22 protein-coding genes are annotated in these 25,734 nt (G+C 70.4%); 10 read left to right on the top strand and 12 right to left on the bottom strand.

Annotated elements, in window-relative coordinates; translation table 11 throughout:
* From ABT300_RS25320 to ABT300_RS25285, 8 genes are all read right to left on the bottom strand, one after another.
* A partial coding sequence (locus ABT300_RS25320) for a pyridoxal phosphate-dependent aminotransferase (RefSeq protein WP_351679811.1) occupies positions 1-1,754 on the bottom strand: 1,754 nt, incomplete at its 3' end.
* Positions 1,755-1,936: 182 nt separating this feature from the next.
* Complete coding sequence (locus ABT300_RS25315) at positions 1,937-3,064, bottom strand: aldose epimerase family protein (RefSeq protein ID WP_502977993.1); 1,128 nt, start codon at positions 3,062-3,064, stop codon at positions 1,937-1,939.
* A 4-nt stretch (positions 3,065-3,068) separates the two neighbouring features.
* Positions 3,069-4,316, bottom strand: coding sequence for a multiple monosaccharide ABC transporter permease (gene mmsB, locus ABT300_RS25310; protein WP_351679806.1), 1,248 nt, complete (start codon positions 4,314-4,316; stop codon positions 3,069-3,071).
* The gene (mmsA, locus tag ABT300_RS25305) at positions 4,313-5,866 is read right to left on the bottom strand and encodes a multiple monosaccharide ABC transporter ATP-binding protein (protein WP_351679803.1); all 1,554 of its coding nucleotides are present in this window, start codon (positions 5,864-5,866) and stop codon (positions 4,313-4,315) included. The genes mmsB and mmsA overlap by 4 nt, the downstream gene beginning before the upstream one ends.
* Positions 5,867-5,898: 32 nt before the next feature.
* Positions 5,899-7,005, bottom strand: a complete 1,107-nt coding sequence (gene chvE / locus ABT300_RS25300) for a multiple monosaccharide ABC transporter substrate-binding protein (RefSeq protein WP_351679801.1) — start codon at positions 7,003-7,005, stop codon at positions 5,899-5,901.
* A 147-nt stretch (positions 7,006-7,152) separates the two neighbouring features.
* The gene (locus tag ABT300_RS25295; protein ID WP_351679799.1) at positions 7,153-8,124 is read right to left on the bottom strand and encodes a hypothetical protein; all 972 of its coding nucleotides are present in this window, start codon (positions 8,122-8,124) and stop codon (positions 7,153-7,155) included.
* Positions 8,125-8,245: 121 nt separating this feature from the next.
* Complete coding sequence (locus tag ABT300_RS25290) at positions 8,246-9,250, bottom strand: zinc-dependent alcohol dehydrogenase (protein WP_351679796.1); 1,005 nt, start codon at positions 9,248-9,250, stop codon at positions 8,246-8,248.
* Positions 9,247-10,407: a mandelate racemase/muconate lactonizing enzyme family protein gene (locus ABT300_RS25285; RefSeq protein ID WP_351679793.1), complete on the bottom strand. Its 1,161-nt coding sequence runs from the start codon at positions 10,405-10,407 to the stop codon at positions 9,247-9,249. Before ABT300_RS25285 ends, ABT300_RS25290 begins: the two co-directional genes overlap by 4 nt.
* A 255-nt stretch (positions 10,408-10,662) precedes the next feature.
* Between ABT300_RS25285 and ABT300_RS44545 the strand changes: the two genes are divergently transcribed.
* The 6 genes from ABT300_RS44545 (at position 10,663) to yjfF (ending at position 17,987) form a co-directional block, all read left to right on the top strand.
* On the top strand, positions 10,663-11,748 hold the full coding sequence (locus ABT300_RS44545) for an SCO2400 family protein (protein ID WP_502977992.1): 1,086 nt from the start codon (positions 10,663-10,665) through the stop codon (positions 11,746-11,748).
* 286 nt (positions 11,749-12,034) lie between these two features.
* A complete protein-coding gene (locus tag ABT300_RS25280) occupies positions 12,035-13,081 on the top strand; it encodes a LacI family DNA-binding transcriptional regulator (RefSeq protein WP_351679790.1) in 1,047 nt (348 codons plus the stop codon).
* A gap of 133 nt (positions 13,082-13,214) precedes the next feature.
* The gene (locus ABT300_RS25275; protein WP_351679788.1) at positions 13,215-14,219 is read left to right on the top strand and encodes an ABC transporter substrate-binding protein; all 1,005 of its coding nucleotides are present in this window, start codon (positions 13,215-13,217) and stop codon (positions 14,217-14,219) included.
* A gap of 95 nt (positions 14,220-14,314) precedes the next feature.
* Positions 14,315-15,847 carry a sugar ABC transporter ATP-binding protein gene (locus ABT300_RS25270; protein WP_351679785.1) on the top strand — a complete coding sequence of 511 codons (1,533 nt, stop codon included), beginning with the start codon at positions 14,315-14,317 and terminating at the stop codon, positions 15,845-15,847.
* The gene (locus ABT300_RS25265) at positions 15,844-16,965 is read left to right on the top strand and encodes an ABC transporter permease (RefSeq protein ID WP_351679782.1); all 1,122 of its coding nucleotides are present in this window, start codon (positions 15,844-15,846) and stop codon (positions 16,963-16,965) included. The genes ABT300_RS25270 and ABT300_RS25265 overlap by 4 nt, the downstream gene beginning before the upstream one ends.
* Positions 16,965-17,987 carry a galactofuranose ABC transporter, permease protein YjfF gene (gene yjfF / locus ABT300_RS25260; protein WP_319279143.1) on the top strand — a complete coding sequence of 341 codons (1,023 nt, stop codon included), beginning with the start codon at positions 16,965-16,967 and terminating at the stop codon, positions 17,985-17,987. Before ABT300_RS25265 ends, yjfF begins: the two co-directional genes overlap by 1 nt.
* 219 nt (positions 17,988-18,206) lie before the next feature.
* Here yjfF and ABT300_RS25255 read toward each other — a convergent pair whose 3' ends face one another.
* A complete protein-coding gene (locus tag ABT300_RS25255; RefSeq protein WP_351679779.1) occupies positions 18,207-18,680 on the bottom strand; it encodes a MarR family winged helix-turn-helix transcriptional regulator in 474 nt (157 codons plus the stop codon).
* Positions 18,681-18,793: 113 nt separating this feature from the next.
* Between ABT300_RS25255 and ABT300_RS25250 the strand changes: the two genes are divergently transcribed.
* Positions 18,794-19,813, top strand: coding sequence for an NADP-dependent oxidoreductase (locus ABT300_RS25250; protein WP_351679777.1), 1,020 nt, complete (start codon positions 18,794-18,796; stop codon positions 19,811-19,813).
* 270 nt (positions 19,814-20,083) lie between these two features.
* Here the strand turns inward: ABT300_RS25250 and ABT300_RS25245 are convergent, their stop codons facing one another.
* Positions 20,084-21,259 carry a serine hydrolase domain-containing protein gene (locus tag ABT300_RS25245; RefSeq protein ID WP_351679774.1) on the bottom strand — a complete coding sequence of 392 codons (1,176 nt, stop codon included), beginning with the start codon at positions 21,257-21,259 and terminating at the stop codon, positions 20,084-20,086.
* Between the two features lie 254 nt (positions 21,260-21,513).
* Here ABT300_RS25245 and ABT300_RS25240 point away from each other — a divergent pair, with 254 nt between their 5' ends.
* Together ABT300_RS25240 and ABT300_RS25235 are read left to right on the top strand one after the other, a co-directional pair.
* Positions 21,514-22,374, top strand: coding sequence for an EI24 domain-containing protein (locus ABT300_RS25240; RefSeq protein ID WP_351679772.1), 861 nt, complete (start codon positions 21,514-21,516; stop codon positions 22,372-22,374).
* Between the two features lie 11 nt (positions 22,375-22,385).
* Positions 22,386-22,703, top strand: a complete 318-nt coding sequence (locus ABT300_RS25235) for a YrdB family protein (RefSeq protein WP_351679769.1) — start codon at positions 22,386-22,388, stop codon at positions 22,701-22,703.
* A gap of 266 nt (positions 22,704-22,969) precedes the next feature.
* Here the strand turns inward: ABT300_RS25235 and ABT300_RS25230 are convergent, their stop codons facing one another.
* Together ABT300_RS25230 and ABT300_RS25225 are read right to left on the bottom strand one after the other, a co-directional pair.
* Positions 22,970-23,947, bottom strand: coding sequence for an aldose epimerase family protein (locus tag ABT300_RS25230; RefSeq protein WP_351679766.1), 978 nt, complete (start codon positions 23,945-23,947; stop codon positions 22,970-22,972).
* Positions 23,948-23,962: 15 nt separating this feature from the next.
* Entirely contained in the window at positions 23,963-24,856 is an 894-nt protein-coding gene (locus ABT300_RS25225) for an SGNH/GDSL hydrolase family protein (RefSeq protein WP_351679763.1), read from the bottom strand.
* A 281-nt stretch (positions 24,857-25,137) separates the two neighbouring features.
* Here ABT300_RS25225 and ABT300_RS25220 point away from each other — a divergent pair, with 281 nt between their 5' ends.
* Complete coding sequence (locus ABT300_RS25220; protein ID WP_351679760.1) at positions 25,138-25,632, top strand: DUF3145 domain-containing protein; 495 nt, start codon at positions 25,138-25,140, stop codon at positions 25,630-25,632.
* The last annotated feature ends 102 nt before the right edge of the window (positions 25,633-25,734 follow it).

Genomic DNA, 25,734 nt, shown 5'->3' with positions numbered 1-25,734 from the left:
CTCTGGGCGTTGGGCCAGCCGGTGGCCGCGGCGGGGGAGAGACCGTTGGTGCCCCTGACCTGGGCGGCCGTGAGGCCGCCGCGGGCCGGGACGCCGGGCGGCGTCGGGCCCATGGGCGGGATGGGAGCGACCGGCGCCATCGGCGGGGCGGGCGCGACCGGCGCCATGGGCGGGGCCATCGCGGGGGCCATGGCCGCGGGGGTCATCGCCGCGGGCGACATGGCGGCCGGAGACATGGCAGCCGGCGACATGGCAGCCGGGGCCATCGCCGCCGGCGCCATGGGCGGGGGCGCCATCGCGGCCGCCGGGGCCATCGGCGGCGCCGGCGCCGGCACAGGGGCGGGAGCCGGAACCGGGGCGGGAGCGGGCACGGACTGGGGGAAGATCTGCGCGGCGGCCGGCAGGGGCACCCCGGCGCCCTCGGACGGCGCGGGCTGCGGCGCAGCAGGAGCGGGCGCCGCGGCGACCGCGGCCGGGACGGCGGCCGGTGCGGCCGCCACCAGTCCCGGCGGTGCGAAGCCCATGGCCTGAGCGGCGAGACCGGGCATGCCCGCCCCGTTGGTGACCAGCCGGTCCACCGCCGCCGTGCCCGAGCTGTACCCGACGCCGGCGCTCAGCTCGGGCACGGCGGCTCCCCTCCTGGTCCCGTAGAGCACCTGCTCCATGCCGGACACCAGCCGACGCACGTCCACCTGGGGGCGCACCACGAGCCGCAGGAAGCGGCTCGACGAGCCGATCTTGTTGCCGCACTCGCGGACCAGGATGCGATGCTCGGCGAGCAGCCGGTCGCGGACCACGGTCCCCTCGGCGCCGACGGGCAGGCGCACGAAGAGGAAGTTCCCCTGGGAGGGGTAGACGGTCAGGCCCGGCAGGGCGCTGAGCTGACTCGCCATGTCGAGGCGGTCCCGGCGGACCTGCATCAGGCTCTGCGCGTACTCGGCGCCGTGCTGCTTGAGGATGAACACCACATGCTCCGCGAAGGAGTTGAGGTTCCACTTCGGGAGCATCGAGCGGACCCGGCCGGCCAGCGCCGGGTTGGCGACCAGGTAGCCGAAGCGGATCCCGTGCAGGCCGAAGTTCTTGCCCAGGCTGCGCAGGACGATCACGTTGGGCCGCAGCATCGCCTCCTGGACGACGCTCGGCTCGGCCTCGGCGTCCGCGAACTCCAGGAACGACTCGTCGATGACGATCAGGTCCAGGTCGGCCATCGCGTCCATGAACTGGACGATGGCGTGCTTGTGCAGGAACCCGCCGTCCGGGTTGTTCGGGTTGCAGATGACCGCGGCCCTGGTGCCGCGCGCGCGGATGAACTCGGCGTACTGCGCGAGGTCGAGGGCGAAGCCGCTGGACTCCTGGAGCGGGAACATGTCGACCCGCTTGCCGGTCTCCATGGGCTGGTCGGTCCAGCGGCCGAAGGTGGGGACCGGGACGGCGAGCGACTCACGGACCAGCAGATGGTCGATCCAGGTGATCAGCTCGGTCGAGCCGTTGCCCATGGCAACGGCCTGCGGCGGGAGTTGCAGCAGGCTGCACAGCTCCGCGGTGATGGTGTCGGCGCTGCTCGGGTAGTACGTGATGATGTCCCGCAGCCGGGCCGCCATCTCGTCGAACATCGCCGGAGTGGGGAAGTAGGGGTTGCAGGGTATGCAGAAGTCCACCGGGCCGACCCCCTCGCCGCCCTCCCGTGTCAGCGCCGCCATCGACGGGCTGTGCGCCGCGTTGTTGCGGAACAACGAGGAGACGTTGTCGGCCATGGAACCTCCGTATGGGGCGGGCCCGGCGGGGACGACCGGGCCCGTCGTCATTGGGTGGCCCGCGCGGGGGAGCACGGGCCGTCCTTACATACGGGGGTTCGGGTGACGGTGTTCAACCGCTGAGAAACCGGTGAGAGGTTCTAGTTTAACTGTGAATCAGGGGTCGTCGGCCGTGCGGGCGGTCAGGAACCGAACGAGTGGACCGTCGTCGACCGGTACGTCTGCCCGGGGCGCAGCACCGTGGAGGGGAACGACGGCTGGTTCGGCGCGTCCGGGAAGTGCTGGGTCTCCAGGCAGAGCGCGTCGCCCTGACGGTAGGTGCGGCCGCCGGTGCCGACGAGCGTGCCGTCGAGGAAGTTGCCCGAGTAGAACTGCAGGCCCGGCTCGGTGGTCGCGATGCTCAGGGTGCGGCCGGAGGCGGGGTCCCGCAGCACGGCGACCGGCTCCGGCCGGGCGGTGACGCCCTTGTCGAGGACGAAGTTGTGGTCGAAGCCCTTGCAGTGCAGCGACTGCTCGTGGGCGACGCGCAGGTCGCGGCCGACGGCCTTGGCCGTGCGGAAGTCGAAGGGGGTGCCGGCGACGTCGGCGAGTTCGCCGGTGGGGATGAGCCCCTTGTCGACGGGCAGGTAGCGGGCGGCGGCGATCTCCAGCTCGTGGTCGTGCACCGGGCCGCTGCCCTCGCCGGCGAGGTTCCAGTAGACGTGGTTGGTGAGGTTGACGACGGTGGCGCGGTCGGTGGTGGCCTCGTAGTCGATGCGCCAGTCGCCGTCGCCGGTGAGGGTGTACGACACGCTTGCCTCGAGGGTGCCGGGGTAGCCCATCTCGCCGTCGGGGCTCGTCAGACGCAGGCGCAGACCGACGTCCGGTCCCTCGGTGAACGGCTCGACGTCCCAGACGCGCCGGTCGAAGCCCTCGACGCCGCCGTGCAGACTGCGGTCCTCGTCGTTGAGGGGCAGTTGGTGGCTCTCGCCGTCCAGAGTGAAGCGGCCCGCGGCGATGCGGTTGCCGAAGCGGCCGATCAGCGCTCCGAAGTACGGGCTGCCGGCCACGTAGTCGTCGAGGGCGGAGAACCCGAGGGAGACGTTGGCGTACCGGCCGTCCCGGTCGGGGATCTCCAGGGACTGCACGATCCCGCCGTAGTCGAGGACCTTCAGCCGGGTCCCGCCGTTCTCCAGCGACCAGCTGGAGACCTCGGTGCCGTCGGCCAGCGTGCCGAAGAGCGTCTTCACTGCTTCCCGCCTTCCACTTCCCGTTGTCGCCCGCCCCTGGACACACGAGCGGGCCCCGCCGTGGAGGCGGGGCCCGCTCATCGGTTCAGGAACCGGACTTGCGCTTGTTCCAGACGTCGAAGCCGACCGCGATCAGCAGGGCGAGGCCCTTGATGACCTGCTGCCAGTCGGTGCCGACGCTCAGGAGGTTCATGCCGTTGTTCAGCACGCCGAGGACGAGACCGCCGATGATCGCGCCGAGGACCGTGCCGACGCCGCCGCTCATGGACGCGCCGCCGATGAACGACGAGGCGATCGCCTCGAGTTCGAAGTTGAGGCCCGCCTTCGGCGACGCCGCGTTCAGACGGGCGGCGACCACGAGACCCGCCAGGGCCGCGAGCACGCCCATGTTCAGGAAGACGAGGAAGGTGACCTTCTTGTCCTTCACGCCGGACAGCTTCGCCGCCGGCAGGTTGCCGCCGATCGCGTAGATGTGACGGCCGAAGACGGCGTTGCGCATGATGTAGCCGTAGCCGACCACCAGGAGGCCGAGGATGATCAGGATGATCGGCGCGCCCTTGTAGCTGGCGAGCAGCATCGTGACCGTGAGGACCGCGGCGGCGATGGCGACGAGCTTGAGCAGGAAGAGGTTCGTCGGCACCACGTCGAGCGCGAACTCCTGCTGACGCTTGCGGTCCCGGATCTCCTGGAGCACCACGAAGGCCAGCAGGGCGAAGCCCAGCAGCAGCGTGATGTTGTGGTAGTTGGTCTCCGGGCCGACCTCCGGCAGGAAGCCGTTGCCCATCTTCTGCAGACCGTCCGGGAACGGGCCGAGGGTCTGGCCCTTCAGGAGGATCTCCGTCAGACCGCGGAAGAGCAGCATGCCCGCGAGGGTGACGATGAAGGAGGGTATGCCGAGATAGGCGATCAGGAAGCCCTGCACCGAGCCGGCCACCGCGCCCACGATGAGGCACAGCACCAGCGCCACGGGCCACGCCACGTCGTGCTGGACGGTGAGGACGGCCGCGAAGGCGCCCGTGAACGCCGTCAGCGAGCCGACCGACAGGTCGATGTGGCCTGCGATGATCACCAGCATCATGCCGATCGCGAGGATCAGGATGTAGCTGTTCTGCAGGACCAGGTTGGAGACGTTGCGCGGCAGCAGCAGGTCGCCGCCGGTCCACACCTGGAAGAGGACGACGAGCAGGCCGAGCGCGATCAGCATGCCGTACTGGCGCATGTTGCGGCGCAGGCCGTCCAGCATCACCTGCAGCAGCCCGCCGCCGGAGGCGGAGCCCCCGCTCTTCCCGGGCGGCGCGGCCGCCGGGCTCTTGTCGGTCACGTCCGTGCTCATCGCGTTACCTCTTTGTCCTTCGTCATCTGACGCATCAGCACTTCCTGCGTGGCCTCGGCCCGCGGGAACTCGCCCGTGAGCCGTCCGGCGGCCATCGTGTAGATGCGGTCGCACATGCCGAGCAGTTCCGGCAGCTCGGAGGAGATGAAGACGACCGCCTTGCCCTGGGCGGCCAGCTGGTCGATGACCGTGTAGATCTCGAACTTGGCGCCGACGTCGATGCCGCGCGTCGGTTCGTCCAGGATCAGCACGTCAGGACCCGCGAAGATCCACTTGCTGAGGACGACCTTCTGCTGGTTGCCGCCGGACAGCTTGCCCACCGGCTCGAAGACGGTCGGCGCCTTGATGTTCATCGACTTGCGGTAGCCCTCGGAGACCTGCCGCTCCTCGTGCTCGTCGACCACGCCCCGCTTCGCGACCTTGTTCAGGGCGGTCAGCGAGATGTTGCGGTTGATCGTGTCGATGAGGTTGAGGCCGTAGTGCTTGCGGTCCTCGGTGACGTACGCGATGCCGTGGCCGATGGCCTCGGCGACCGTCTTCGTACGGATCTCCTTGCCGTCCTTGAGGACGGTGCCGCCCGCGTGCCGGCCGTAGGTGCGTCCGAAGACGCTCATGGCGAGCTCGGTGCGGCCCGCGCCCATGAGGCCGGCGATGCCGACGATCTCCCCGCGGCGCACCTGGATCGACACGTCGTCGACCACCTTGCGCTGCTGGTCGATCGGGTGGTGCACGGTCCAGTCGCGGATCTCCAGGGCGGGAGCCGCGTCCTGCTCCGCCGCCTCGTGCGGGGTGCGCTCGGGGAAGCGGTGGTCGAGGTCGCGGCCGACCATGCCGCTGATGATCCGGTCCTCGGTCGTCTCCGCCGACTTCACGTCGAGCGTCTCGATGGAGTGCCCGTCGCGAATGATCGTCACCGAGTCCGCGACCTTGCGGATCTCGTTGAGCTTGTGGGAGATGATGATCGAGGTGATGCCCTGCTTCTTCAGCTCCAGGATCAGATCCAGGAGCTTGCCGCTGTCCTCGTCGTTCAGCGCCGCGGTGGGCTCGTCGAGGATGAGCAGCTTCACCTTCTTGGAGAGCGCCTTGGCGATCTCCACGAGCTGCTGCTTGCCGACGCCGATGTCGGCGACGCGGGTCTCCGGGTGGTCGCTCAGACCCACCCGGCGCAGCAGCTCCGTGGCGTGCCGCAGCGTCTCCCGCCAGTCGATGAACCCGCCCTTGGCGTGTTCGTTGCCGAGGAAGATGTTCTCCGCCAGGGACAGGTACGGCGACAGCGCCAGCTCCTGGTGGATGATCACAATGCCGTGCTGCTCGCTCGCCCGGATGTCCTTGAACTGGACGACCTCCCCCTCGAAGAGGATGTCGCCCCCGTAGCTGCCGTGGGGATGGACGCCGGAGAGCACCTTCATCAAGGTGGACTTTCCGGCGCCGTTCTCACCGCAGATGGCGTGGACCTCGCCCTGACGGACGGTCAATGAGACGTCTGACAGCGCCTTGACGCCGGGAAAGGTCTTGACGATCGAGCGCATTTCCAGGACGGGTCCCGCCATGGTCGTGCCTTCCAATCCGTAAGGTTCGACGCTTACTTGAGCTGGTCCGCGGTGTAGTAGCCGCCGTCGACGAGCTCCTTCTGGTAGTTCGTCTTGTCGACGCTGACCGGCTGCAGCAGGTAGGCGGGGACGACCTTGGTGCCGTTGTCGTACGACTTGGTGTCGTTGATCTCGGGCTTCTTGCCGTTCAGGGTGGCGTCGACCATGTCCGTGGCGACCTGGGCGAGCTTGCGGAGGTCCTTGTAGACGGTCATCGACTGCTGGCCGGCGATGATCGACTTCACGGAGGCCAGCTCGGCGTCCTGGCCGCTGATGACCGGCAGGGGCTTGGCGGCGGTGCCGTAGCCGTCCGACTTCAGCGCGGCGATGATGCCGATGGAGATGCCGTCGTAGGGCGAGAGCACGGCGTCGACCTTGCCGCTCTTGTACGACGAGGTGAGGATGTCCTCCATGCGCTTCTGGGCGGTCGCGCCGTCCCAGCGCAGGGTGGTGACCTGGGTCATCGCGGTCTGGCCGGACTTGACGACGAGCTTCTTGCTGTCGATGTACGGCTTCAGGACGCTCATCGCGCCGTTGAAGAAGTACTTCGTGTTGTTGTCGTCGTTGGAGCCGGCGAAGAGCTCGATGTTGAAGGGGCCCTTGCCGGACGCCAGGCCCAGCTTGTCCACGAGGTAGGTGGCCTGGAGCTTGCCGACCTTCTCGTTGTCGAAGGACGCGTAGTAGTCGACGTTCTTCGAGCCGAGGATCAGGCGGTCGTAGGAGATGACCGGGATCTTGGCGTCGGCGGCCTGCTGGAGGACGTTGTTCAGCGACTTGTTGTCGATCGCCGCGATGATCAGCGCCTTGACGCCCTGGGTGATCAGGTTCTCGATCTGCGAGACCTGCTGGTCGGGGTCGTCCTCGCCGAAGACCAGCTTGGTCTTGTAGCCCTTGGCCTTGAGGTCCTTCTCGACGTTGGCGCCGTCGGTGATCCAACGCTCGGAGGACTTGGTCGGCATCGCGATGCCGATCGTGCCGCCCTTGGCGTCGCCGGCCTTCTCCTCGCTGCCGCCGTCACTGGACTGGCCGCAGGCGGACAGGGTGAGGGCGAGGGAAGCGGCTCCGGCTATGGCGGCGAGGGCGGCTCTGCGGTTGCGCATGGTCATCATCCTTGATGCTTGATGTGTGGCAGGGATCGGTCTCGCGCTGCGAAGGACGCTTCCGGAGCGACGCCGGAAAGACCGAGAAGCGATGTGTGGGATTCTGCGCGCCTGTGTCGGCTTCTGTGAAGCAAGGTTTCCGGAACGTTATGACCCGGCGTCGAACCTGTTCAGTTCACCGGGCAGTCGCGAGCCTGGAGGGGCCATGTCGCCGTCCGCCCCGTGACGGGCGAGCAGGTCGAGGGCGAGGCGACCACGACGCACCCGTTCCCGGGCCGTGGCGAGCGCCACGTCGCGCATGTGATGGCCGTAAGGGTAGATGCCCGGCGCCTTGGAGAGGCCGAACTTCAGGTAAAGCGGTGCGCCTCGCCGGATCAGCTCGGCGACCTCGTACATCCGAATGTACCCCCCGAGATCGTCGGGGGCCTCGATGTACATGTCCATGGGGGCGGCCGACACCCGCCGGATCTCCGTGAGGTGATCGAGCGTCAGGTCGCTGGGCACGTTGACGGAGTCGGCGCCGAGACGCTCGTACACCGCGTACGCGGCCGGGTTGACCGGGCCGATGAGCGCCGACACCTTCAGCGTCGTGTCGGCCGGGATGACGCCCGCCAGACGGGCGCGGTGCAGCGTCCACAGGACGCCCTCGTCGGCCACGAGGAGGCACTTGACGCCCAACTCCGTCGCCCGCACGGCGTCTTCCACGCACCCCGCGACGGCGTCGTGGCCGCGGGCGCGCAGCCCGCCGCCCCGGGAGTCGGTGCGGGTCGAGGCGCCGATGTCCCAGGTGCCGCGCGGACCGGTGAACAGGCACAGCTCGATGTCGCGCTCGGCGGTGGACTCGACCATGTCGGTGATCTCGGCGTCGGTCAGCATCCACACGCCGCTGCCCTGGCTGATCCGGTGGATCGGCACGTCGAGGCGCGAGGACTCCTTCAGTATGACGGACAGCGCTTCGGGGCCCTCGCACGAAGGGACCTCGGTGCGCCAGCGGCCGCCGCCCGGGAACCCATGGGGTGAGGCGTCGGCGGGATCGAGAGCGGGCGCGCTCAGTCCGAGCGTGGCGAGCGCCTGCTCACCAGGTCGGCGAGCTGCCGTGGTGGAAGCGTCGGTGGTCACAAGTCGTCCTTCGTGTTCGATATGACGGTCAAGGTTCGCGGCTCAGGTCGTGCTGGGCTGGGTGTACACCGGCCCGGGGCGCGTCAGGACGCCCCGAGCCGGTGTACGGCTTGGCGGGGGCCTACGGCCTGAGCAGCACCTTGCCCACCTTCGGATCACCCGAGCCGACCAGCTCGATGGCATCGGCGAACGCGGTCAGCGGCAGCTCGTGCGTGATGAGCGGCAGCGGATCGAGCAGCCCGGCCCCGAACACCCGGACCGTGTAGGCCCAGGCGTCCGGTGGAGCCCCGAAGACGGTGTGCACCTCCAGTTGGCGGACGACGAGGTACGTCGGGTCGAGCCCGGCCGCACCGGGAGCCGGGATACCCGTCAGCACCAGCCGGCCACCGCGCCTGAGCAGCGAGGCGGCTGTCTGTGCGGCGGTCGTGGACCCGGCGGTCTCGATGACGACGTCCATGTCGTCCGGGAGCTCGTGGTCACTGGTGCGGTAGTCGGTGGCGCCGAACTGCCGGGAGAGTGCCTCCCGGTCGCCGCACGTGCCCACGACCAGCAGCTCGGCGGGCGAGCCCGCCTTGAGGAACTGCACGGCGAACATGCCGAGCGTCCCTGTGCCGACGACGGCCACCCGCTCGCCCGGCAGGGCGTGCGCCTTGATCGCGGCGGCCGCGACGCAGGCCGCCGGTTCCAGCAGGGCCGCCGCGGTGAGGTCGGCGTCGTCCGGAAGGGCGTGCAGCAGCCGTGCCGGCAGGGTGAGGGTGGCGGCCATGGCCCCCGGCTGCGTGAAGCCGGTCTCCTCGTACCCTTCCGTGCACAGCGTCGTCGCGCCGGTGTGGCAGCGGTCGCAGACCTGGCAGTTGCGAAAGCCCTCGCCCACCACCTTGCGGTCGACGAGCGACAGGGGGACCCCGGCGCCGACCGCCTCGACCGTCCCGGACCACTCGTGGCCGGGGGTCACCGGGTAGCGCACGTACCCGTCGGGCCGGTTGCCGTGGTAGACCTCGCGGTCGCTGCCGCAGATGCCGGTCGCGTGGACGCGGACCAGCGCTTCGCCGGGGTCCGGCTGCCGCGGTTCGTGCGGGACGATGCGATGCTCGCCCGGCGCCTCGACCACGACGGCGGTGCTCACTGCTCGGCGGCCTTCGGCTTGCGCTGTTCCCAGCCCTCGGCCCAGAGGTCGAAGCGCGCCTGCTGCTGCGGGAACTCGGCGGCCGCGTCCACGTCCAGCTCGACGCCGAGGCCGGGCTCGTCGGAGAGGTGGAAGTAGCCGTCGATCACTTCGGGCGCGCCCTTGACGACCTTCTTGATCTCCGCGTCGGCGAAGTCGTTGAAGTGCTCGAGGATCTTGAAGTTCGGGGTGGTGAAACCGACCTGGAGGGAGGCGGCGGTGAGGACCGGCCCGCCGACGTTGTGCGGGGCGACGAGCACGTAGTGCGCCTCGGCGGTGGCGGCGAGCTTGCGGGTCTCCCAGATGCCGCCGAGGTGGCCGACGTCCGGCTGGATGATGTCGACGGCCTGGCTCTCGAACAGCTCGCGGAACTCGATGCGGTCGTGGATGCGCTCACCGGTGGCGACCGGGATGTCCACCTTGGCGGCGATCTTCTCCAGGGCCTTCAGGTTCTCCGGCGGGCACGGCTCCTCCAGCCACGCGGGCTTGAAGGGCGCGAGCTCCTTGGCCAGCCGTACGGCGGTGGCGGGGGAGAAGCGGCCGTGCATCTCCAGCATCAGCTCGGCCTCCGGCCCGATGGCGTCGCGCACGGCCTCGATCAGGGAGACGGCGTAGAGGCTCTGCTGGTGGTCCAGCTCGAAGTGACCGGTGCCGAAGGGGTCGATCTTGAGTGCCCGGTAGCCGCGCTCCATGACGCCCCTGGCGGCCTTGTGGTAGGCCTCCGGGGTCCGTTCGGTGGTGTACCAGCCGTTGGCGTAGGCCTTGACCTTGTCGGTGACCTTCCCGCCGAGGAGCTGCCAGACCGGGACGCCGAGCGCCTTGCCCTTGATGTCCCAGCAGGCCATCTCGACGACGGCGATGCCCGACATGACGATCTCGCCGGCCCGCCCGTAGTCGCCGTACTTCATGCGGCGCGCGAGGTCCTCGACGGCGAAGGGGTCGGAGCCGAGAATGTGGTTGGCCTCGGCCTCCTTCAGGTAGCCGATCAGCGCGTCCGTGTGGCCCAGCATGCGGGTCTCCCCGACGCCCGTGAGGCCCTCGTCGGTGTGCACCAGGACGTAGGTCAGGTTGCGCCACGGCGTTCCGACCACATGCGTGCTGATACCGGTGATGCGCACGGAGGTAACCCTTCAAGCCGTTCGAGATTTCGTCACGCGTTCGAAATGCTGACCAGACAGTAAAGACCGCGTGAGCGGGGTGTCAATGGGGCGGCAAGTATCCCTTTCGACAGTTTCGATGACGCTTTCGGACTTTGGGTCGCGACCTTGTGGGGTAAGTCACTCTAGTTGACGCGTCGTATGGCCGGTTTCCCACACAACTTTCACAGGTGCAACCGGGAACGCATGCTTCCGGGAACTTAGTCTCTCCGCGTCATGGACTACTGCCACCCGTGCCGACGGCACCTCAACGGCGCCCTCGCCTGCCCGGGCTGCGGCACACCCGCCGAACAGCTGCGCGCGTATTCGCCGGACGCGGACCAGTCGCAAGGGTACGAGCCCGAAGCCGTCCGCTACGAGCCCGGACCGGCCCGCCACGAGCCGGAACGCCACGCCGTCGCATCGGCGACCGGGACGCCCGGTGACGCATGGGACGACCGCGCCGCCCGCGACGATCGCGACCCCTCGGGTGGGCGCGACGAGCCGGGCCCCGCGGACGGCGAGACGCAGGGGCGGGCCGCGCGGCGACGGGAGCAGGGTCGGGGAAGCCGGCGCGGGCCGGGAGGCGCGACCGCCGCACCGGAGGCGAGCCGTCGCGACCGCAAGGCCTCCGCCCACCGCCGGCGCCGCAGGCGCGTGGTGCTGATCGGCGTCGGCTTCGTCCTCGCGGCGGGCGGCCTGAGCCTGGCCGAACTGGGCGTGGACGCGCCCGGTTTCTCCTCGCCGACCAACCCGGCGGCGGCCGGCGGGGAGTCGGACGAGGTCGACGGGTCGGCGGCGGAGCCCAGCGCGTCCGGGCGGCCCCTGGACGACCGCACGGGCACGGGCCGGGGCGACGCCTCGCCCTCCCCGGACCCCTCGGCCTCGGTCTCCGCCTCCGCGTCGGCCTCGCCGTCCCCGACGGCCGCGACCACCGCGCCGGGCCCGGACAAGGAGGCCCAGTCGGGCGTCCGCCCCGGCTCCTCCAGGTCGCCGGCCCCATCCCGACCTCCGGCGCGTCGGCGCCGTCCCCGACCCCGAAGCCCTCGCCCTCGGAGACCTGCACCCGGTTCCTGTGGTGGTGCTCCTGAGGCTGCCGCCGAGCAGTCCAGCGTCCGCGCCGGCCCCCGCACATGGTTGATTCTGTGCGCAGTTGTGCGGTCGGCCAACGCGTTTGGACATCCCGTCCAGGGCTGCGCGCGGGATGTCCCCCGGACGGTGAAAGCCGTCCGGCGAGGGCCGGCCGGCGTCCGAGCCGGCCGTGAGGGCCGCCGTCGGGCCTCCGGCCGGCGCGGCTGCCAGGAACCGCGAATCGGCCTTTGACCTGGCCATATGCGTCAACTGCGTAGATCGCGTTATGGAACCGTGACGACGATTGGTCGCAACCCTCTTGACCGCCATGAATTGTTAGCGCTCACAATGACCTCCGCGTTCATGTCAATGCCCAACGGCGGCATGGGAGGTGGAGCGTCGTGCGCACAGCGTCCCGACTCGTCTTCTCCGCCGCTCCCGTTGGGCCCTCCGGGACTCCGGAGTGACATCCGCGGCGCGGAACACTCCGCCCGCATCGCAAGTCGTACCCACGAACGAGAGCCGAGGAGGGGCGTACGTGGCACACACCAGGCTTCGGCCGCCCACCATGGCCGACGTGGCACGCCAGGCCGGCGTGTCGCACCAGACCGTGTCCCGTGTGCTGGGGGATCACCCCAACGTGCGGGAGGAGACACGGGCCAGAGTGCTCCGGGCGATCGAGGAGATGGGCTATCGCCGCAACTTCTCCGCACGGGCCCTGGCGACCCGGCGCACCCGGACGCTGGGCGTCGTCGCCTCCGACACCACCCTCCACGGGCCGGCCAGCACGCTGTTCGCGCTCGAGGAGGCGGCACGGTCCGAGGGGTATCTCGTCTCGACGGTCAGCCTGCGCAAACTGACCATGGAGACGCTCTCCGAGGCCCTGGACCACCTCAGTGAGGGCGGGGTCGAAGGAGTGGTCGCCATCGCCCCGCAGCGGTCCGCGGTGGACGCGCTGGCCGAACTGCGCCGTCCGTTCCCCGTGGTGATCGTGGGCAGCGGGTCGGGCGTGGACATCCCCGCCGTGAGCGTGGACCAGCACCTGGGGGCGCAGCTCGCGACGGGTCATCTGCTGGCCGCCGGCCATCGCAGCGTCTGGCATCTCGCCGGGCCCGAGGACTGGCAGGAGGCGGCCGACCGGGCCGCCGGCTGGCGGGCGACCCTCGAGGCCGCGGGCGTCGAGCCGCCCATGACGCTGAGCGGTGACTGGAGTCCGCTGTCGGGCTACCGCGCGGGCCAGGAACTGGCCGGCTGGGTGGGCCGGGGGCTGACCGCGGTCTTCGCCGCCAACGACCAGATGGCGCTGGGGGTGTTGCGGGCCCTGCGGGAAGCGGGGGTCCGCACGCCCCAGGACGTGGCGGTGGTCGGCTTCGACGACATCCCGGAGTCGGAGTACTTCGCACCTCCCCTGACCACCGTCCGGCAGGACTTCGCGGCGGTGGGCAGGCGCGGCATCGCGTTGCTCCTGGAGCTGATCGAGGGCCCGCCGCCCGCGGCCACGCCCCGGATCGCGATCGAACCCCAACTCGTCGTCCGCGCGAGCACGTTCCCTCAAGCCGCTCAACCGGAGGGCGTGCCCCGCTGACCTACCGTCGGCCGATTTACGCAGCCTTATGGCCGAAATTCCGAACAATGATCGACAGGCTGGACGCACGACAGCCGGTCCACTCAAGTACCAGCAGGTCCGTCCCCGGGCCGGCTCTTCAAAGGAGAAGAACATGCTCAGCAGAAGGAACTTCCTCACGGTCGCGGTCGGCGTGGCGGCGGCGGGCGGCCTGACCGCCTGCGCCAAGAAGGACGACAGCTCCTCCGACTCCTCCTCCGGCGGCGGCAAGACGATCACGCTGGGCTTCTCCCAGGTCGGCTCGGAGAGCGGCTGGCGCAGCGCCAACACCGACTCCGTGAAGTCCGCGGCCAAGGAGGCCGGCTACAAGCTGCAGTTCTCCGACGCCCAGCAGAAGCAGGAGAACCAGATCTCCGCGATCCGCAGCTACATCACCCAGAAGGTCGACGTCATCGCCTTCTCGCCGGTGGTCGTCACGGGCTGGGACGCGGTTCTCAAGGAGGCCAAGGCGGCGAAGATCCCGGTGGTCCTCACCGACCGCTCCGTGGAGACCTCGGACGACTCCCTGTACGTCACGCTCGTCGGCTCCGACTTCACCGACGAGGGCCGCCGCGCCGCCAAGATCCTCGAGAAGGTCATCGCCAAGGCCGGCCTCAAGGGCCCGGTGAAGATCGCCCAGCTGGAGGGCACCACCGGCGCCGCCCCGGCCATCGAGCGCGCCAAGGGCTTCAAGGAGGTCATGGACGCCGAGCACAAGGACGACTGGAAGGTCGTCGTCAGCCAGACCGGTGACTTCACCCGCGCCGGCGGCAAGCAGGTCATGGCCGCCTTCCTGCAGTCCAACCCGGACGTCAACGTCCTGTTCGCGCACAACGACGACATGGCCATCGGCGCCATCCAGTCCATCGAGGCGGCGGGCAAGAAGCCCGGCAAGGACATCCTGATCGTCTCGATCGACGGCGTGAAGGACGGCTTCGTGGCCATGTCCGAGGGCAAGATCAACGCCATCGTCGAGTGCAACCCGCTGCTCGGCCCCCAGCTGATGGACGTCGTGAAGAAGGTCAAGAACGGCGAGAAGGTCGAGCGCTGGATCAAGACCAAGGAGGGCGACTTCATGCAGGACCAGGCCAAGGCCGCGCTCCCGAGCCGCAAGTACTGACCGACACACCCACCGGCAGGGAGCCTCCGGCCGACCGAGCGCCATCGGTCCCCGGGGCTCCCTGCGGGCCTGAACCAATCAAGAGGAGCGCTGCCATGGCAGAGCCGCGGCCCGTCCTGGAAATGGCGGGCATAGTCAAGGAGTTCCCGGGGGTACGGGCTCTGTCGGGCGTCGACTTCCGGCTCTTCCCCGGCGAGATCCACGCCCTGATGGGCGAGAACGGGGCAGGCAAGTCCACCCTCATCAAGGTGCTGACCGGGGTGTACTCCCTGGACGGCGGCACGATCACCCTGGACGGCGCGTCCGTGCGCATCGCCAGCCCGCTGCAGGCCCAGCAGGCCGGCATCAGCACGGTGTACCAGGAGGTCAACCTCTGCCCCAACCTGTCGGTGGCGGAGAACATCTTCATCGGCCGTGAGCCCACCCGCATGGGCCGCATCCAGTGGAAGCGGCTGCGCCGGGAGGCCGCGGAGCTGGTGGACCGGCTCGGACTCGACATCGACGTCTCCGCCCCGCTGTCGTCGTACCCCCTCGCCGTGCAGCAACTGGTCGCGATCGTGCGGTCGTTGAACACCGGCGGCGGCGACGGACCGGGCACCAAGGTGCTCATCCTCGACGAGCCGACCTCCAGCCTCGACCGCGACGAGGTCCTGCAACTGTTCGCGCTGATGCGGCGGTTGAAGGACGAGGGCGTGGCGATCCTGTTCGTGTCGCACTTCCTCGACCAGATCTACGAGATCTGCGACCGGATGACCGTGCTGCGCAACGGCACCCTGGTCGGCGAGCACATGGTGAGCGACCTCGACCAGGTCGGCCTCGTCCAGCTCATGCTCGGCAAGGCCATGGGCCAGCTCGACGAGCTCCAGGAGCAGCAGCAGCGCGCCGAGGCGGGCGAGACCCTGCTGCACGCGCAGGGCCTCGGCAAGACCGGCCGTATCGCGCCGTTCGACCTGGAGATCAAGAAGGGCGAGGTCATCGGACTGGCCGGCCTGCTCGGTTCGGGACGCACCGAACTCGCCCGGCTGCTGTTCGGCGCCGACCAGCCGGACGCGGGCACGGTGTCCATCGACGGCAAGCAGGTCTCGATGAGCGCCCCCAACGACGCGATCAACGCGGGCATCGCCTTCTGTTCCGAGAACCGCAAGAGCGAGGGCCTGGTGCCCGATCTCACGGTGCGGGAGAACATCATCCTGGCCCTGCAGGCCTCACGCGGCTGGACCCGGCCCATCCCGGCCGCCCAGCGCGACGAACTGGTCGCCAAGTACATCAAGGCCCTGGACATCCGTCCCGCCAACCCCGAGGCCAGGGTGGGCCAGCTCAGCGGCGGCAACCAGCAGAAGGTGCTGCTGGCGCGCTGGCTGATCACCCAGCCGAAGCTGCTGATCCTGGACGAGCCGACGCGCGGCATCGACATCGGCGCGAAGGCGGAGATCCAGAAGCTCGTCGTCTCCCTCTCCGAGGACGGGATGTCCGTGCTGTACATCGCGGCCGAGCTGGAGGAGGTACTCCGGCTCAGCCACACCATCGGAGTGCTGCGCGACCGCCGGCTGGTGGCGCAGATCGCCAACGGGCCCGAGATCACCACGAGCCGGATCCTGGAGACCATCGCGAGCGGAGAGCACCAGTGACCACGTCTTCGACCACCTCTTCCCGGTGGCGGGCGCTGACGCGCCACCATCTGTTCTGGCCGGTGGCGGTGCTCGTCCTCCTGCTGCTCGTCAACGTCCCCTTCACGCCCGACTTCTTCTCGATCAAGATGGCGGACGGCCACCTCTACGGCAGCCTCGTGTCGATCGTGCTGTTCGGGTCGCCGCTCATCCTGGTGGCGGTCGGCATGACCGTCGTCATCGCCACCGGCGGCATCGACCTCTCCGTCGGCGCGGTGGTCGCCATCACCGGAGCGCTGGCCTGCTCGTACATCAGCGACCAGAAGGACCAGGGCGCGCTGGCCGGAGTGCTGCTCGCCATGGGCCTCGGCCTGCTGGCCGCGGTCGTGTGCGGTCTGTGGAACGGCTTCCTCGTCGCCCGGATGGGCATCCAGCCGATCATCGCCACCCTGATCATCATGGTCGCCGGCCGCGGTGTCGCCCAGCTGATCACGGACGGCCAGATCATCACCATCAACAGCGAGCCGTACAAGCTGATCGGCGGCGGCTACTGGCTGACGCTGCCGTTCTCCATCTTCGTGGTGGCCGCGGTCGTGGTCGTCACCGTGGCGCTCACCCGCCGCACGGCGCTCGGCCTGCTGGTGGAGGCCGTCGGCGGCAACGCCGAGGCGAGCCGCCTGGTCGGCATCAGGTCCCGGCGCATCAAGATCCTCGTCTACATGTTCTGCGCGCTCTGCGCGGGCATCGCCGGCCTGATGATCAGCTCCAACACCTCGGCCGCCGACGGCAACAACGCCGGCCTGTGGATCGAGCTCGACGCCATCCTCGCCGTGGTGATCGGCGGCACCTCGCTGCTGGGCGGCCGGTTCTCCATCGGCGGCACGGTGGTCGGCGCCCTCGTCATCCAGACGCTGACCACCACGATCTACACCATCGGCGTGCCGACCCAGACCAACCTGGTCTTCAAGGCCGCCGTCGTCATCGTCGTCTGCCTGCTGCAGTCCCCGAAGTTCCGCGACAAGGTCTTCGGGGCGAAGTTCGCCGCCCGGTTCGGCGCGAAGGGCGGCGCGAAGCCCGCCGCGACCCCGGCGGACCCCGCCGCGGCGACCGAGGCCGCTCCCAAGATGGAGGTGTCGTGATGAGCGCGACCACCCAGAGCCCCACGGCCTCCGAGAGCCGTACCCCGTCCAAGGCCGCGCGTCTGCTCGGTGACCGGCGGCTGCCTGTCGGCGTGACGGCCCTGCTCTTCCTCGTGATGTACGGGGTGGGCCTCGGCCGCTACCAGTTCTACGGGTTCGCCGAACCGCAGGTCTTCCTGAACCTGTTCATCGACAACGGCTATCTGCTGGTCGCCGCGGTCGGCGTCACCTTCGTCATCCTGTCCGGCGGCATCGACCTCTCCGTCGGGTCGATGATCGGCTTCACGACGATGTTCACCGCCTGGCTGGTGGAGCGCCAGGGGCTGCCGATCGTCGTCGTGATCCCGATGGCGCTGGCGGTGGGGGCCTTCGGCGGCTTCCTGATGGGCTATGTGATCCACAACTTCGAGATCCAGCCCTTCATCGTGACCCTCGCCGGTCTCTTCCTGTTCCGCGGTCTGTGCCTGGTCATCAGCAAGGAGTCGATCTCCATCGGCGACGCCTCGGTGAGCAGCATGGCCCAGGCGCAGGTGTCGCTGGGGATGGGCTTCGTGTCGATCGGCGCGATCGTCTCGCTGGTGGTCCTCGCCGTGGCGTTCTACGTCCTGCACTACACGCGCTTCGGACGCCGGGTGTACGCCATCGGCGGCAACGAGCAGTCGGCCATGCTGATGGGCCTCCCGCAGGGCGGCACGAAGATCGCCGTGTACACGGTGAGCGGGTTCTGCTCGGCGCTCGCCGGCCTCCTCTTCACCCTCTACATCCAGTCCGGCGACCCGCTGCACGCCACCGGCATGGAGCTCGACGCGATCGCCGCGGTCGTCATCGGCGGCACGCTGCTGACCGGCGGCTCCGGCTATGTGCTGGGGACCCTGTTCGGCGTGCTGGTGCTCGGCCTCATCAAGAGCATCATCCAGTTCGAGGGCACGCTGAGCTCCTGGTGGACGAAGATCGCCACCGGTGTGCTGCTGTGCGCGTTCATCCTGGTGCAGCGCTTCATGACGACCCGGAAGAAAACCTGAGCCGAGGAACGGTCCCGGAGCGGTCCCGCACTCCCTGAAGCGGCGCCCGAGCGGTTCCGAGCGGCCCTGAGCGGCCCTGAGCGGTCCTGAGCGTGCCGTCCCGGCCGCTCGGGGCCGCTTTCGTCGTCACACCCGCGGCGACAGAGTGCTGCGCCGTCCGTCTGAGGGTGAAGCGAATCTCGTGGCGGCTATGCGGAGCGTCGCGGGCCCAGACGGACTCTAGGGGCGGCCGTCCTCCGCGGTCAGCATCCGCCGCAGCAGTCCCCGCAGCACCACCCGCTCCTGTTCCGCCAGCCCGGCCAGCGGCTCCCGGGCGAACCGCAGCGACTCGCGCAGACCCTTGGCGATGTCACGGCCCTCGTCCGTCGCCGCAGCCAGCTTCACCCGGCGGTCGGCCGGGTCGGGGCGGCGTTCGACCAGGCCGCGGGATTCCAGGCGGTCCACGATGCCGGTCACGTTGGACGGCTCGCACTTCAGCTTCTGCGCCAGCTTGCGCATCGGCAGCGGCTCCAGCGAGAGCAGACTCAGCAGCCGGGCCTGCGCCCCGGTGAGGGAGTGGTCGGCGGCGGCCTCCTCGTAGTCCTCGTAGAAGCGCGCCACGACCTCGCCGATCAGCTCGACGACCTCCATGGTCAGGGCGTCGGGCAAGGCGGTCGGAGCAGCTGGACGAGGGGTCGGATGTGAGGCGGCCATGGATCCAGGGTACCCGTTTACTTGACATCCTGAAATATTCAGGAGCATGGTTGTTTCAGGTAATGAAGCATTTCCGTACCGACGCGCTCTCCACACGTGAAAGGCAGCCCCCCATGACTGACTCGGCCCTCCCCGCCACCGGCCGCGAATGGCGTCTGCTCAGCCGCCCCGTCGGCTGGCCGAAGCCCGAGGACTTCGAGCTGGCCGAGACGGAGATCCGTCGGCCCGGTCCGGGCGAGGTGCTGGTGCGCAACGCGTACGTCTCCGTCGACCCCTACATGCGCGGCCGCATGAGCAGCGCCAAGTCCTACACCGCCCCCTACGAGCTGGGCAAGGCCATGCAGGGCGGGGCGGTCGGCGAGGTCGTCGCCTCCGAGGCGGAGGGTGTGGCGCCCGGCGACCACGTCCTGCACTTCGGCGGCTGGCGCGAGTACGCGGTCTTCGACGCCAAGCAGGCCGTCAAGGTCGACCCCGACGCCGCGCCCCTGTCCACCTACCTCGGCGTCCTCGGCATGACCGGCCTCACCGCCTACGCCGGACTGCTGCGCACCGCCTCCTTCAAGGAGGGCGACTCCGTCTTCGTGTCCGGCGCGGCCGGCGCCGTCGGCAGCCAGGTCGGCCAGATCGCCCGGCTCAAGGGCGCCTCCCGGGTCATCGGCTCGGCCGGCTCCGACGAGAAGGTCAAGCTCCTGGTCGAGGAGTACGGCTTCGACGCCGCCTTCAACTACAAGAACGGCCCGGTCGCCGAGCAGCTGCGCGCCGCCGCCCCCGACGGGATCGACGTCTACTTCGACAACGTCGGCGGCGACCACCTCGAGGCGGCCATCGGCTCCCTCAACCTGAAGGGCCGCATCGCGATCTGCGGCATGATCTCCGTCTACAACAACACCGAGGCGGCCCCCGGCCCGAAGAACCTCGCCCGCCTCATCCAGACCCGCGGCCGCATCGAGGGACTCCTCGTCGGCGACCACTACGACCTGCAGCCGCAGTTCGTCCAGGAGGTCGGCGCCTGGGTCCGATCCGGTGAGCTGAAGTACCGCGAGACGGTCGTCGAGGGCATCGAGAACAACCTCGAGGCGTTCCTCGGCGTCCTGCGCGGCGACAACACCGGGAAGATGATCGTCAAGCTCTGACCCCGCCCCCGCCCCCGCCCCCGCCCGCGCGGGCCGCACCCCTGGACGTGGGGTGCGGCCCGCGCTCGGCCGCCCGCCCCGGGACCTCGTCGCGGCACGCGCCGAACGTCCTGCGCGGTCGACCGTCCCATGCGCCGACGGTCCCGTGCGCCGACGGTCCCGTGCGCCGACGGTCCGATGCGTCGGCCGTCCCGTGCGCCGACGGTCCCGTGCGTCGGCTGTCCCTGCGCGCGGCCGACCGTCCTGTCGCCCGCACCGGCCGCCCCGACGTCAGGGGTGTGCGAGGGCCGCGGTGTGCGCCGCCTTCACCAGCCGCTCGTTCTCCGGCGCCGCGCCGCCCGGGAAGGCGCACCGGCGTCGCGTGTAGCCGTAGGCCAGCCCGCTGCGCGGGTCCGCGAAGGCCTGGGAGCCGCCCGCCCCGCTGTGCCCGAACGCGCCGACGCCCAGGAACGGGTACCAGGTGTCCGCGGTGGCCTGGAAGCCGAGGCCGTACGCCTTGTGCGAGCGCGCCACCACGTCGTGGCCCACCGAGTGCAGCTGCCCGAACTCCGCCGCCGTGTCCTCCTTCAGCAGCGGCGCCTTCCCGCCGGTCTCGCTGATCGCCGCCGCGTACATGCCGGCCAGCCCGCGCGCCGACGCCACCCCGCCCACCGAGGCCGGCCCGCGGGCCCGGATCAGGGGGTCGTTGGGCAGCAGTTCGAGGTCGGTCGGCTGGGCGCCGTGCCGGTTGAAGGCGACGGCGGCCAGCGTGTGCGGTCCGCCGGGCAGGGCGTCCAGCAGCTCCCGCTGCCCGGCGGTCGGCGCCATCGGCTGCGCGGTGCGGAACCGCGGTTCGTGCGCCGCCGGCAGCCCCAGGAAGAAGTCCAGCCCGTACGGGACGCGCACCCGCTCCGCGTACACCTCCTGGAGGGTGCGGCCCGTGGCCCGCCGGACGACCTCGCCGGTGAGCGCCCCGATGACCAGCGCGTGGTAGCCGAAGGCGGAGCCAGGCCGCCAGAACGGTCGCTGATCGGCCAGGCGTTCGGCGAGCTGCCGGTCGTCGGCCAGTTCCTGCGGCGAGAACCCGCCGTCCGTGCCGACCACCCCCGCCCGGTGCGCGAGCAGGTCGCGCAGGGTCAGCGCCCCCTTGCCCTCGGAGGCGAACTCCGGCCAGTAGTAGGTGACTTTGCGGTCCAGCTCCAGAGTGCCCTCCTGGACCAGCAGGGCGACCACGAGATGGGCGGCGCCCTTGGTCGACGAGTAGACGCCGTAGAGGGAGTCGGGTCCGGCCCCCTCCGCGGACGCCCACAGGTCGACGACCCGTCGGCCGTGCACATACGCGCACAACTGGCCCTCGTAGTCGGGCTGTTCCTCCGCCACGAACGCGGCGAACTCCTCCCGCACCGCTTCGAATCCTTCGGCGACGCTGCCGTGGATCTCCTTGGTCGTCCGAGTCAATCGAGTCATCCGTTCTCCTCAACCAGCCCGCTGCTTGCGTGTGTCCTGATGATCGACGCCTGTGCGACCTGCGGGAACTGCCCTTCGGACGATCCCGGACAGGGGCTTCCGGGATCGTTGCTTCCGGAGATCGGTACGGCGAGGTGTGCCTGTTCGACTCAACTGCGGCAGGAGGGCGTTGGTGTCACCGATGCCCCGGATGGCCCAGCGCGGCCCTCTCGGGCGCCCGCTGGTGAGGTGGGCCCGGCCGATAGAATTCGGTCATGCGCGATCTCGGGGTGGGTTTCCAGTACCTGCTGAAGGGCCAGCGGTGGGTGGCCCGGCACGGCAGGCAGTACGGGTTCGGACTGGTCCCCGGCCTGATCACGCTCGTCCTGTACCTCGCGGCGCTGGTGGCGCTCGCGGTGTGGGGCGAGGACTTCGTGGGGTGGGCGACGCCGTTCGCCGACGACTGGTCCAGCCCCTGGATCGGCCTCTTCCGCGGCTTCCTCACCGCCGTGCTGTTCGCTCTCGGCCTTCTTCTCGCCGTCCTGACCTTCACCGCCGTGACCCTGCTCATCGGCCAGCCCTTCTACGAGAGCCTCTCCGAGCGGGTCGACCGGGACGTCTCGCCCGACGGCACGGCCCCCGAGTCCGGGCTGCCGCTCTGGCGGGAGCTGTGGATCTCCGCCCGGGACAGCCTGCGCGTGCTGGCCCGCGCGCTGGTGTGGGCGGTGCTGCTGTTCGCCCTCGGGTTCGTCCCGGTCGTCGGCCAGACGGTCGTGCCGGTGCTCGGGTTCTTCGTCACCGGCTTCTTCCTCACCGAGGAGCTCGCCGCGGTCGCCCTGCAGCGCCGCGACGTCGACCTGCGCGCGCGCCTCGCCCTGTTCCGCTCCCGCAAGACGCTGATCTGGGGCTTCGGCACGCCCCTGGGGCTGGCCTTCCTGGTGCCCTTCGTCGCCGTGTTCCTGATGCCGGGCGCGGTCGCCGGCGCCACCCTGCTCGCCCGCGAGCTGCTCGGCGAGGAGATCTCCGAGGGAGAAGGGACGGACGCCGCGGACCCGGCGGCCGACGCGGACACCGCCGGCCAGGACGGCGCCGGCGCGTCCCCTGCGTCCGGGCGGCCCGGCGCCGTGAACCGATGACACCGCCGCCCGTGAAGACGGCCAACCTGGTCGTCCTCTTCCTGATCGAGCTGGCCGCGCTCGCGGCCGTCTCCCTCTGGGGCTTCTCCACCGCGTACCCCTGGCTGCTGGGGCTCGCCGCCCCGGCGGCGCTGATCGTGCTCTGGGCGCTGTGCGGATCGCCGCGGGCCCGCTTCGCGTTCAGCGGCGCCGGCCGGGTCGGTTTCGAAGCGGCCTGGTTCGGGGCCGGGGTCGTCGCGCTCTGGGCCGTCGGCGCGCACGGCTGGGCACTGGGCTTCGCGCTCGTGTGCGCGGTGAGCAAGGCCCTCGCGGTCGCCTGGGACCAGTGAGCCGCCCGTAGGCCGCCGGGGGCCGACGGCCGGGGGCCGACGAGGCGGACGACCGGTGGTTCTTTGTGAAGGGTTCGTACGAAATCCAGGCGGGCCGCTCGATCGCCGACCGGAGGAACACCGCGACGATTACCGTGTGATGAGGCGCTGGACGCCTCCGTGAACAGCCCCGGTCCGGGACCTGACCCCTGGACCGGGGCAATGCTTTCTCTCCGGGCCTACGGCTCGCGGACCCCGCGCGGCTTCGCGCGCCCGCCTCCGTCGGCCTACCGGGCGGAGAAGCCGTACACCGTCTCCGACCGGTAGACCTCGCCCGGCCTCAGCACGGTGCTCGGGAACTCCGGGCGGTTCGGCGAGTCGGGGAAGTGCTGGGTCTCCAGCGCGACGCCCTCGCCGGACGCGAACGGCTCGCCGAGGTGGTCGGCGGTGTAGAACTGGAGCCCCGGCTCGGTCGTCGCCACCGTCAGCACCCGTCCCGACGAAGGATCGTGCAGCTCGGCCACCTCGGCCGGCGCGTCCGTGACGCCCTTGTCCAGCACGAAGTTGTGATCGTAGCCGGAGTCGACCTTGCGCGACGCGCGGAAGTCGAAGCGGGTGCCCGCCACCGGCGCGAGTTCCCCGGTCGGGATCAGGTCGGCGTCCACCGGCGTGTAGCGGGAGGCGGCCAGCCGCAGCTCGTGCCCGCCGGCGCCGCCGCTGCCGGGGCCGCCGAGGTTGAAGTAGCTGTGGTTGGTCAGGTTGACCGTCGTCGGCGCGTCCGTGACCGCCTCGTACACGAAGCGCAGCGCCCCCGACGCGTCGAGCGTGTACGTCGCCGACACCTCCAGCCGGCCCGGGAAGCCCTCCTCGCCGTGCGCGCTGACCCGGCTCAGCCGCAGCCCGTGCTCGACCGGCTCCACCTCCCACACCCGCTTGTCGAAGCCGCGCGCGCCGCCGTGCAGGGAGTTCGGCGCGTTGTTGGGCTCCAGCGCGTACGTCAGACCGTCCAGCCGGAAGCGGGCGTGCGCGATCCGGTTGGCGTACCGCCCCACCAAAGCGCCGAGGTAGGGCTCGGGGTGGGAGAGATAGCCGTCCAGGTCCGCGAAACCCAGGACCACGTCCGCCGGGCGGCCGTCGCGGTCCGGGACCTCGACGGACTGCACGATCCCGCCGTAGGACAGCACCCGCACCCGGGTTCCCGCCCGCTCCAAGGTCCAGCGGTGCACCGCGGTGCCGTCGGAAAGTGTTCCGAAGTGTTCGCTCATGGGCGGAACCTTAGGTCACGAGGTCTTCGCGGTGACCTTGCGATACGCCATCTCCGCGAGCCGCGCCTGCCCGTCCTTGCTCGGATGGAACCAGTCCCAGTGACTCAGCTGATCGGTGCCGAACCGGAAGTCGTACACCGCGCCCCCGTCGAACCGGCACCGCGCGTCCTTCGCGCAGACCTCCTTCAGCACCGTGTTGTACTCCTCCACCCGCTTCTGGACGGTCGCCCGCCGCAGCGTCGCCGCCGAGTCCAGCGCGTCCGCGTCGCCCAGCATCGACGGACAGATGCCCAGCTTCCACACCTGCTTGCCCAGCGCGTTCGTCCGCCCCTGCGACCACAGCCGCTTGAGGTTCGGCACGCTCGCCACGTACACCTGCGTCGTCGGCAGCGCGCGCCGCAGCGTGCGGAGCGCCTCCTCGAACTGGGCGCGGAAGTCCGCCACCGGCGTCATCGCCGCCGTCGACTTCCGGCACGCGTCGTTCGCGCCCGTCATCACCGCCACCAACTGCGGCTTCTGCGCCGCCGCCCGCACCATCTGGGCCGGCAGGTCCGCCATCCGCGCCCCGGTCTCGGCGTGGTTCCAGCTGTGCGTGGCCGCCTTCGCCGCGCCCAGCAGCCGGACGGCGAGACTGTTCACCTCGGCGCTGCTGCCGGTCGCCCAGGACACCTCGGGACAGTCCGCGAGGACGCCGCAGGCGTCGAAGCCGCGCGTGATCGAGTCGCCGACCGCCGCCACCGAGTCGGGGCTGGTGTCCCACAGCGACGTCGGCGACGGCTTCGCCTGCCGGGCCCGGGTGCCGGGCGCCCCCGCGCCGTCGCCCCCCTGGGCGTCGCAGCCGGCCAGCCCCAGGACGGCCGCCGTCGTGCCCGCGAGCAGGGCCCGCGCGTGCCGGTTTCGCATCCGCATCCGCTGCTGTTCCCCTCGACTCCGCCGACTCTGTCCGATCTTCGAACACGCTCTCCTCATGACAACGCACGGGAGTTCCCGGCGAATGACACCCACAAGATGGAACGCTCCATGCCCGCACAGGCGTCCTGCCGAGTGAAAGGCGGACGTTTCACGGCACTGGGACCGACGGTACGTCACACTCCTTGCGCCGCCGCACGGTAGCCTCGCCATCAGCGCGGCTGCCTGCCACCGCCGCCCTGTCAGCCTGCAAGACTGTCCCGCTCTGCCCGGAGGTCCCGGTGACGACACGTGGAGTTCTGTACGTGCACTCCGCGCCGCGCGCGTTGTGCCCGCACGTCGAGTGGGCCGTCGCCGGGGTGCTCGGCACGCGCGTCGGCCTCGACTGGATCCGGCAGCCCGCCGCGCCCGGCACCTGGCGCTCGGAGTTCTCCTGGAAGGGCGAGGTCGGCACGGCCTCCAAGCTGGCGTCCGCGCTGCGCGGCTGGCAGATGCTGCGCTTCGAGGTCACCGCCGAGCCCTGCGCCACGGCCGAGGGGGAGCGCTACAGCTGCACGCCCGACCTCGGCATCTTCCACGCCGTCACCGGCATTCACGGCGACATCCTGATCCCGGAGGACCGGCTGCGCGCCGCCCTGCTGCGCAGTCGGCGCGGCGAGACGGACCTCGAGGGCGAACTCGCCAAGCTCCTCGGCAAGCCGTGGGACGACGAGCTGGAGTCGTTCCGGCACGCCGGCGAGGGAGCACCGGTGCGCTGGCTGCACCAGGTGGTGTGACCCGCCGGTCTCCCGGCGCGGCGCGAACGGCGCGATCGGCCCCGCCGGCCCGCGGCCGGCCCCCGACGTGAAGCGGCCCGGACTCCCACGGGGAGTCCGGGC

The organism is Streptomyces sp. NPDC001027 (genome assembly GCF_040299045.1).
GTDB lineage: Bacteria > Actinomycetota > Actinomycetes > Streptomycetales > Streptomycetaceae > Streptomyces.
The sequence above is the reverse complement of the archived record's forward strand: the minus strand, read 5'-3'. Positions and strand labels throughout refer to the sequence as shown.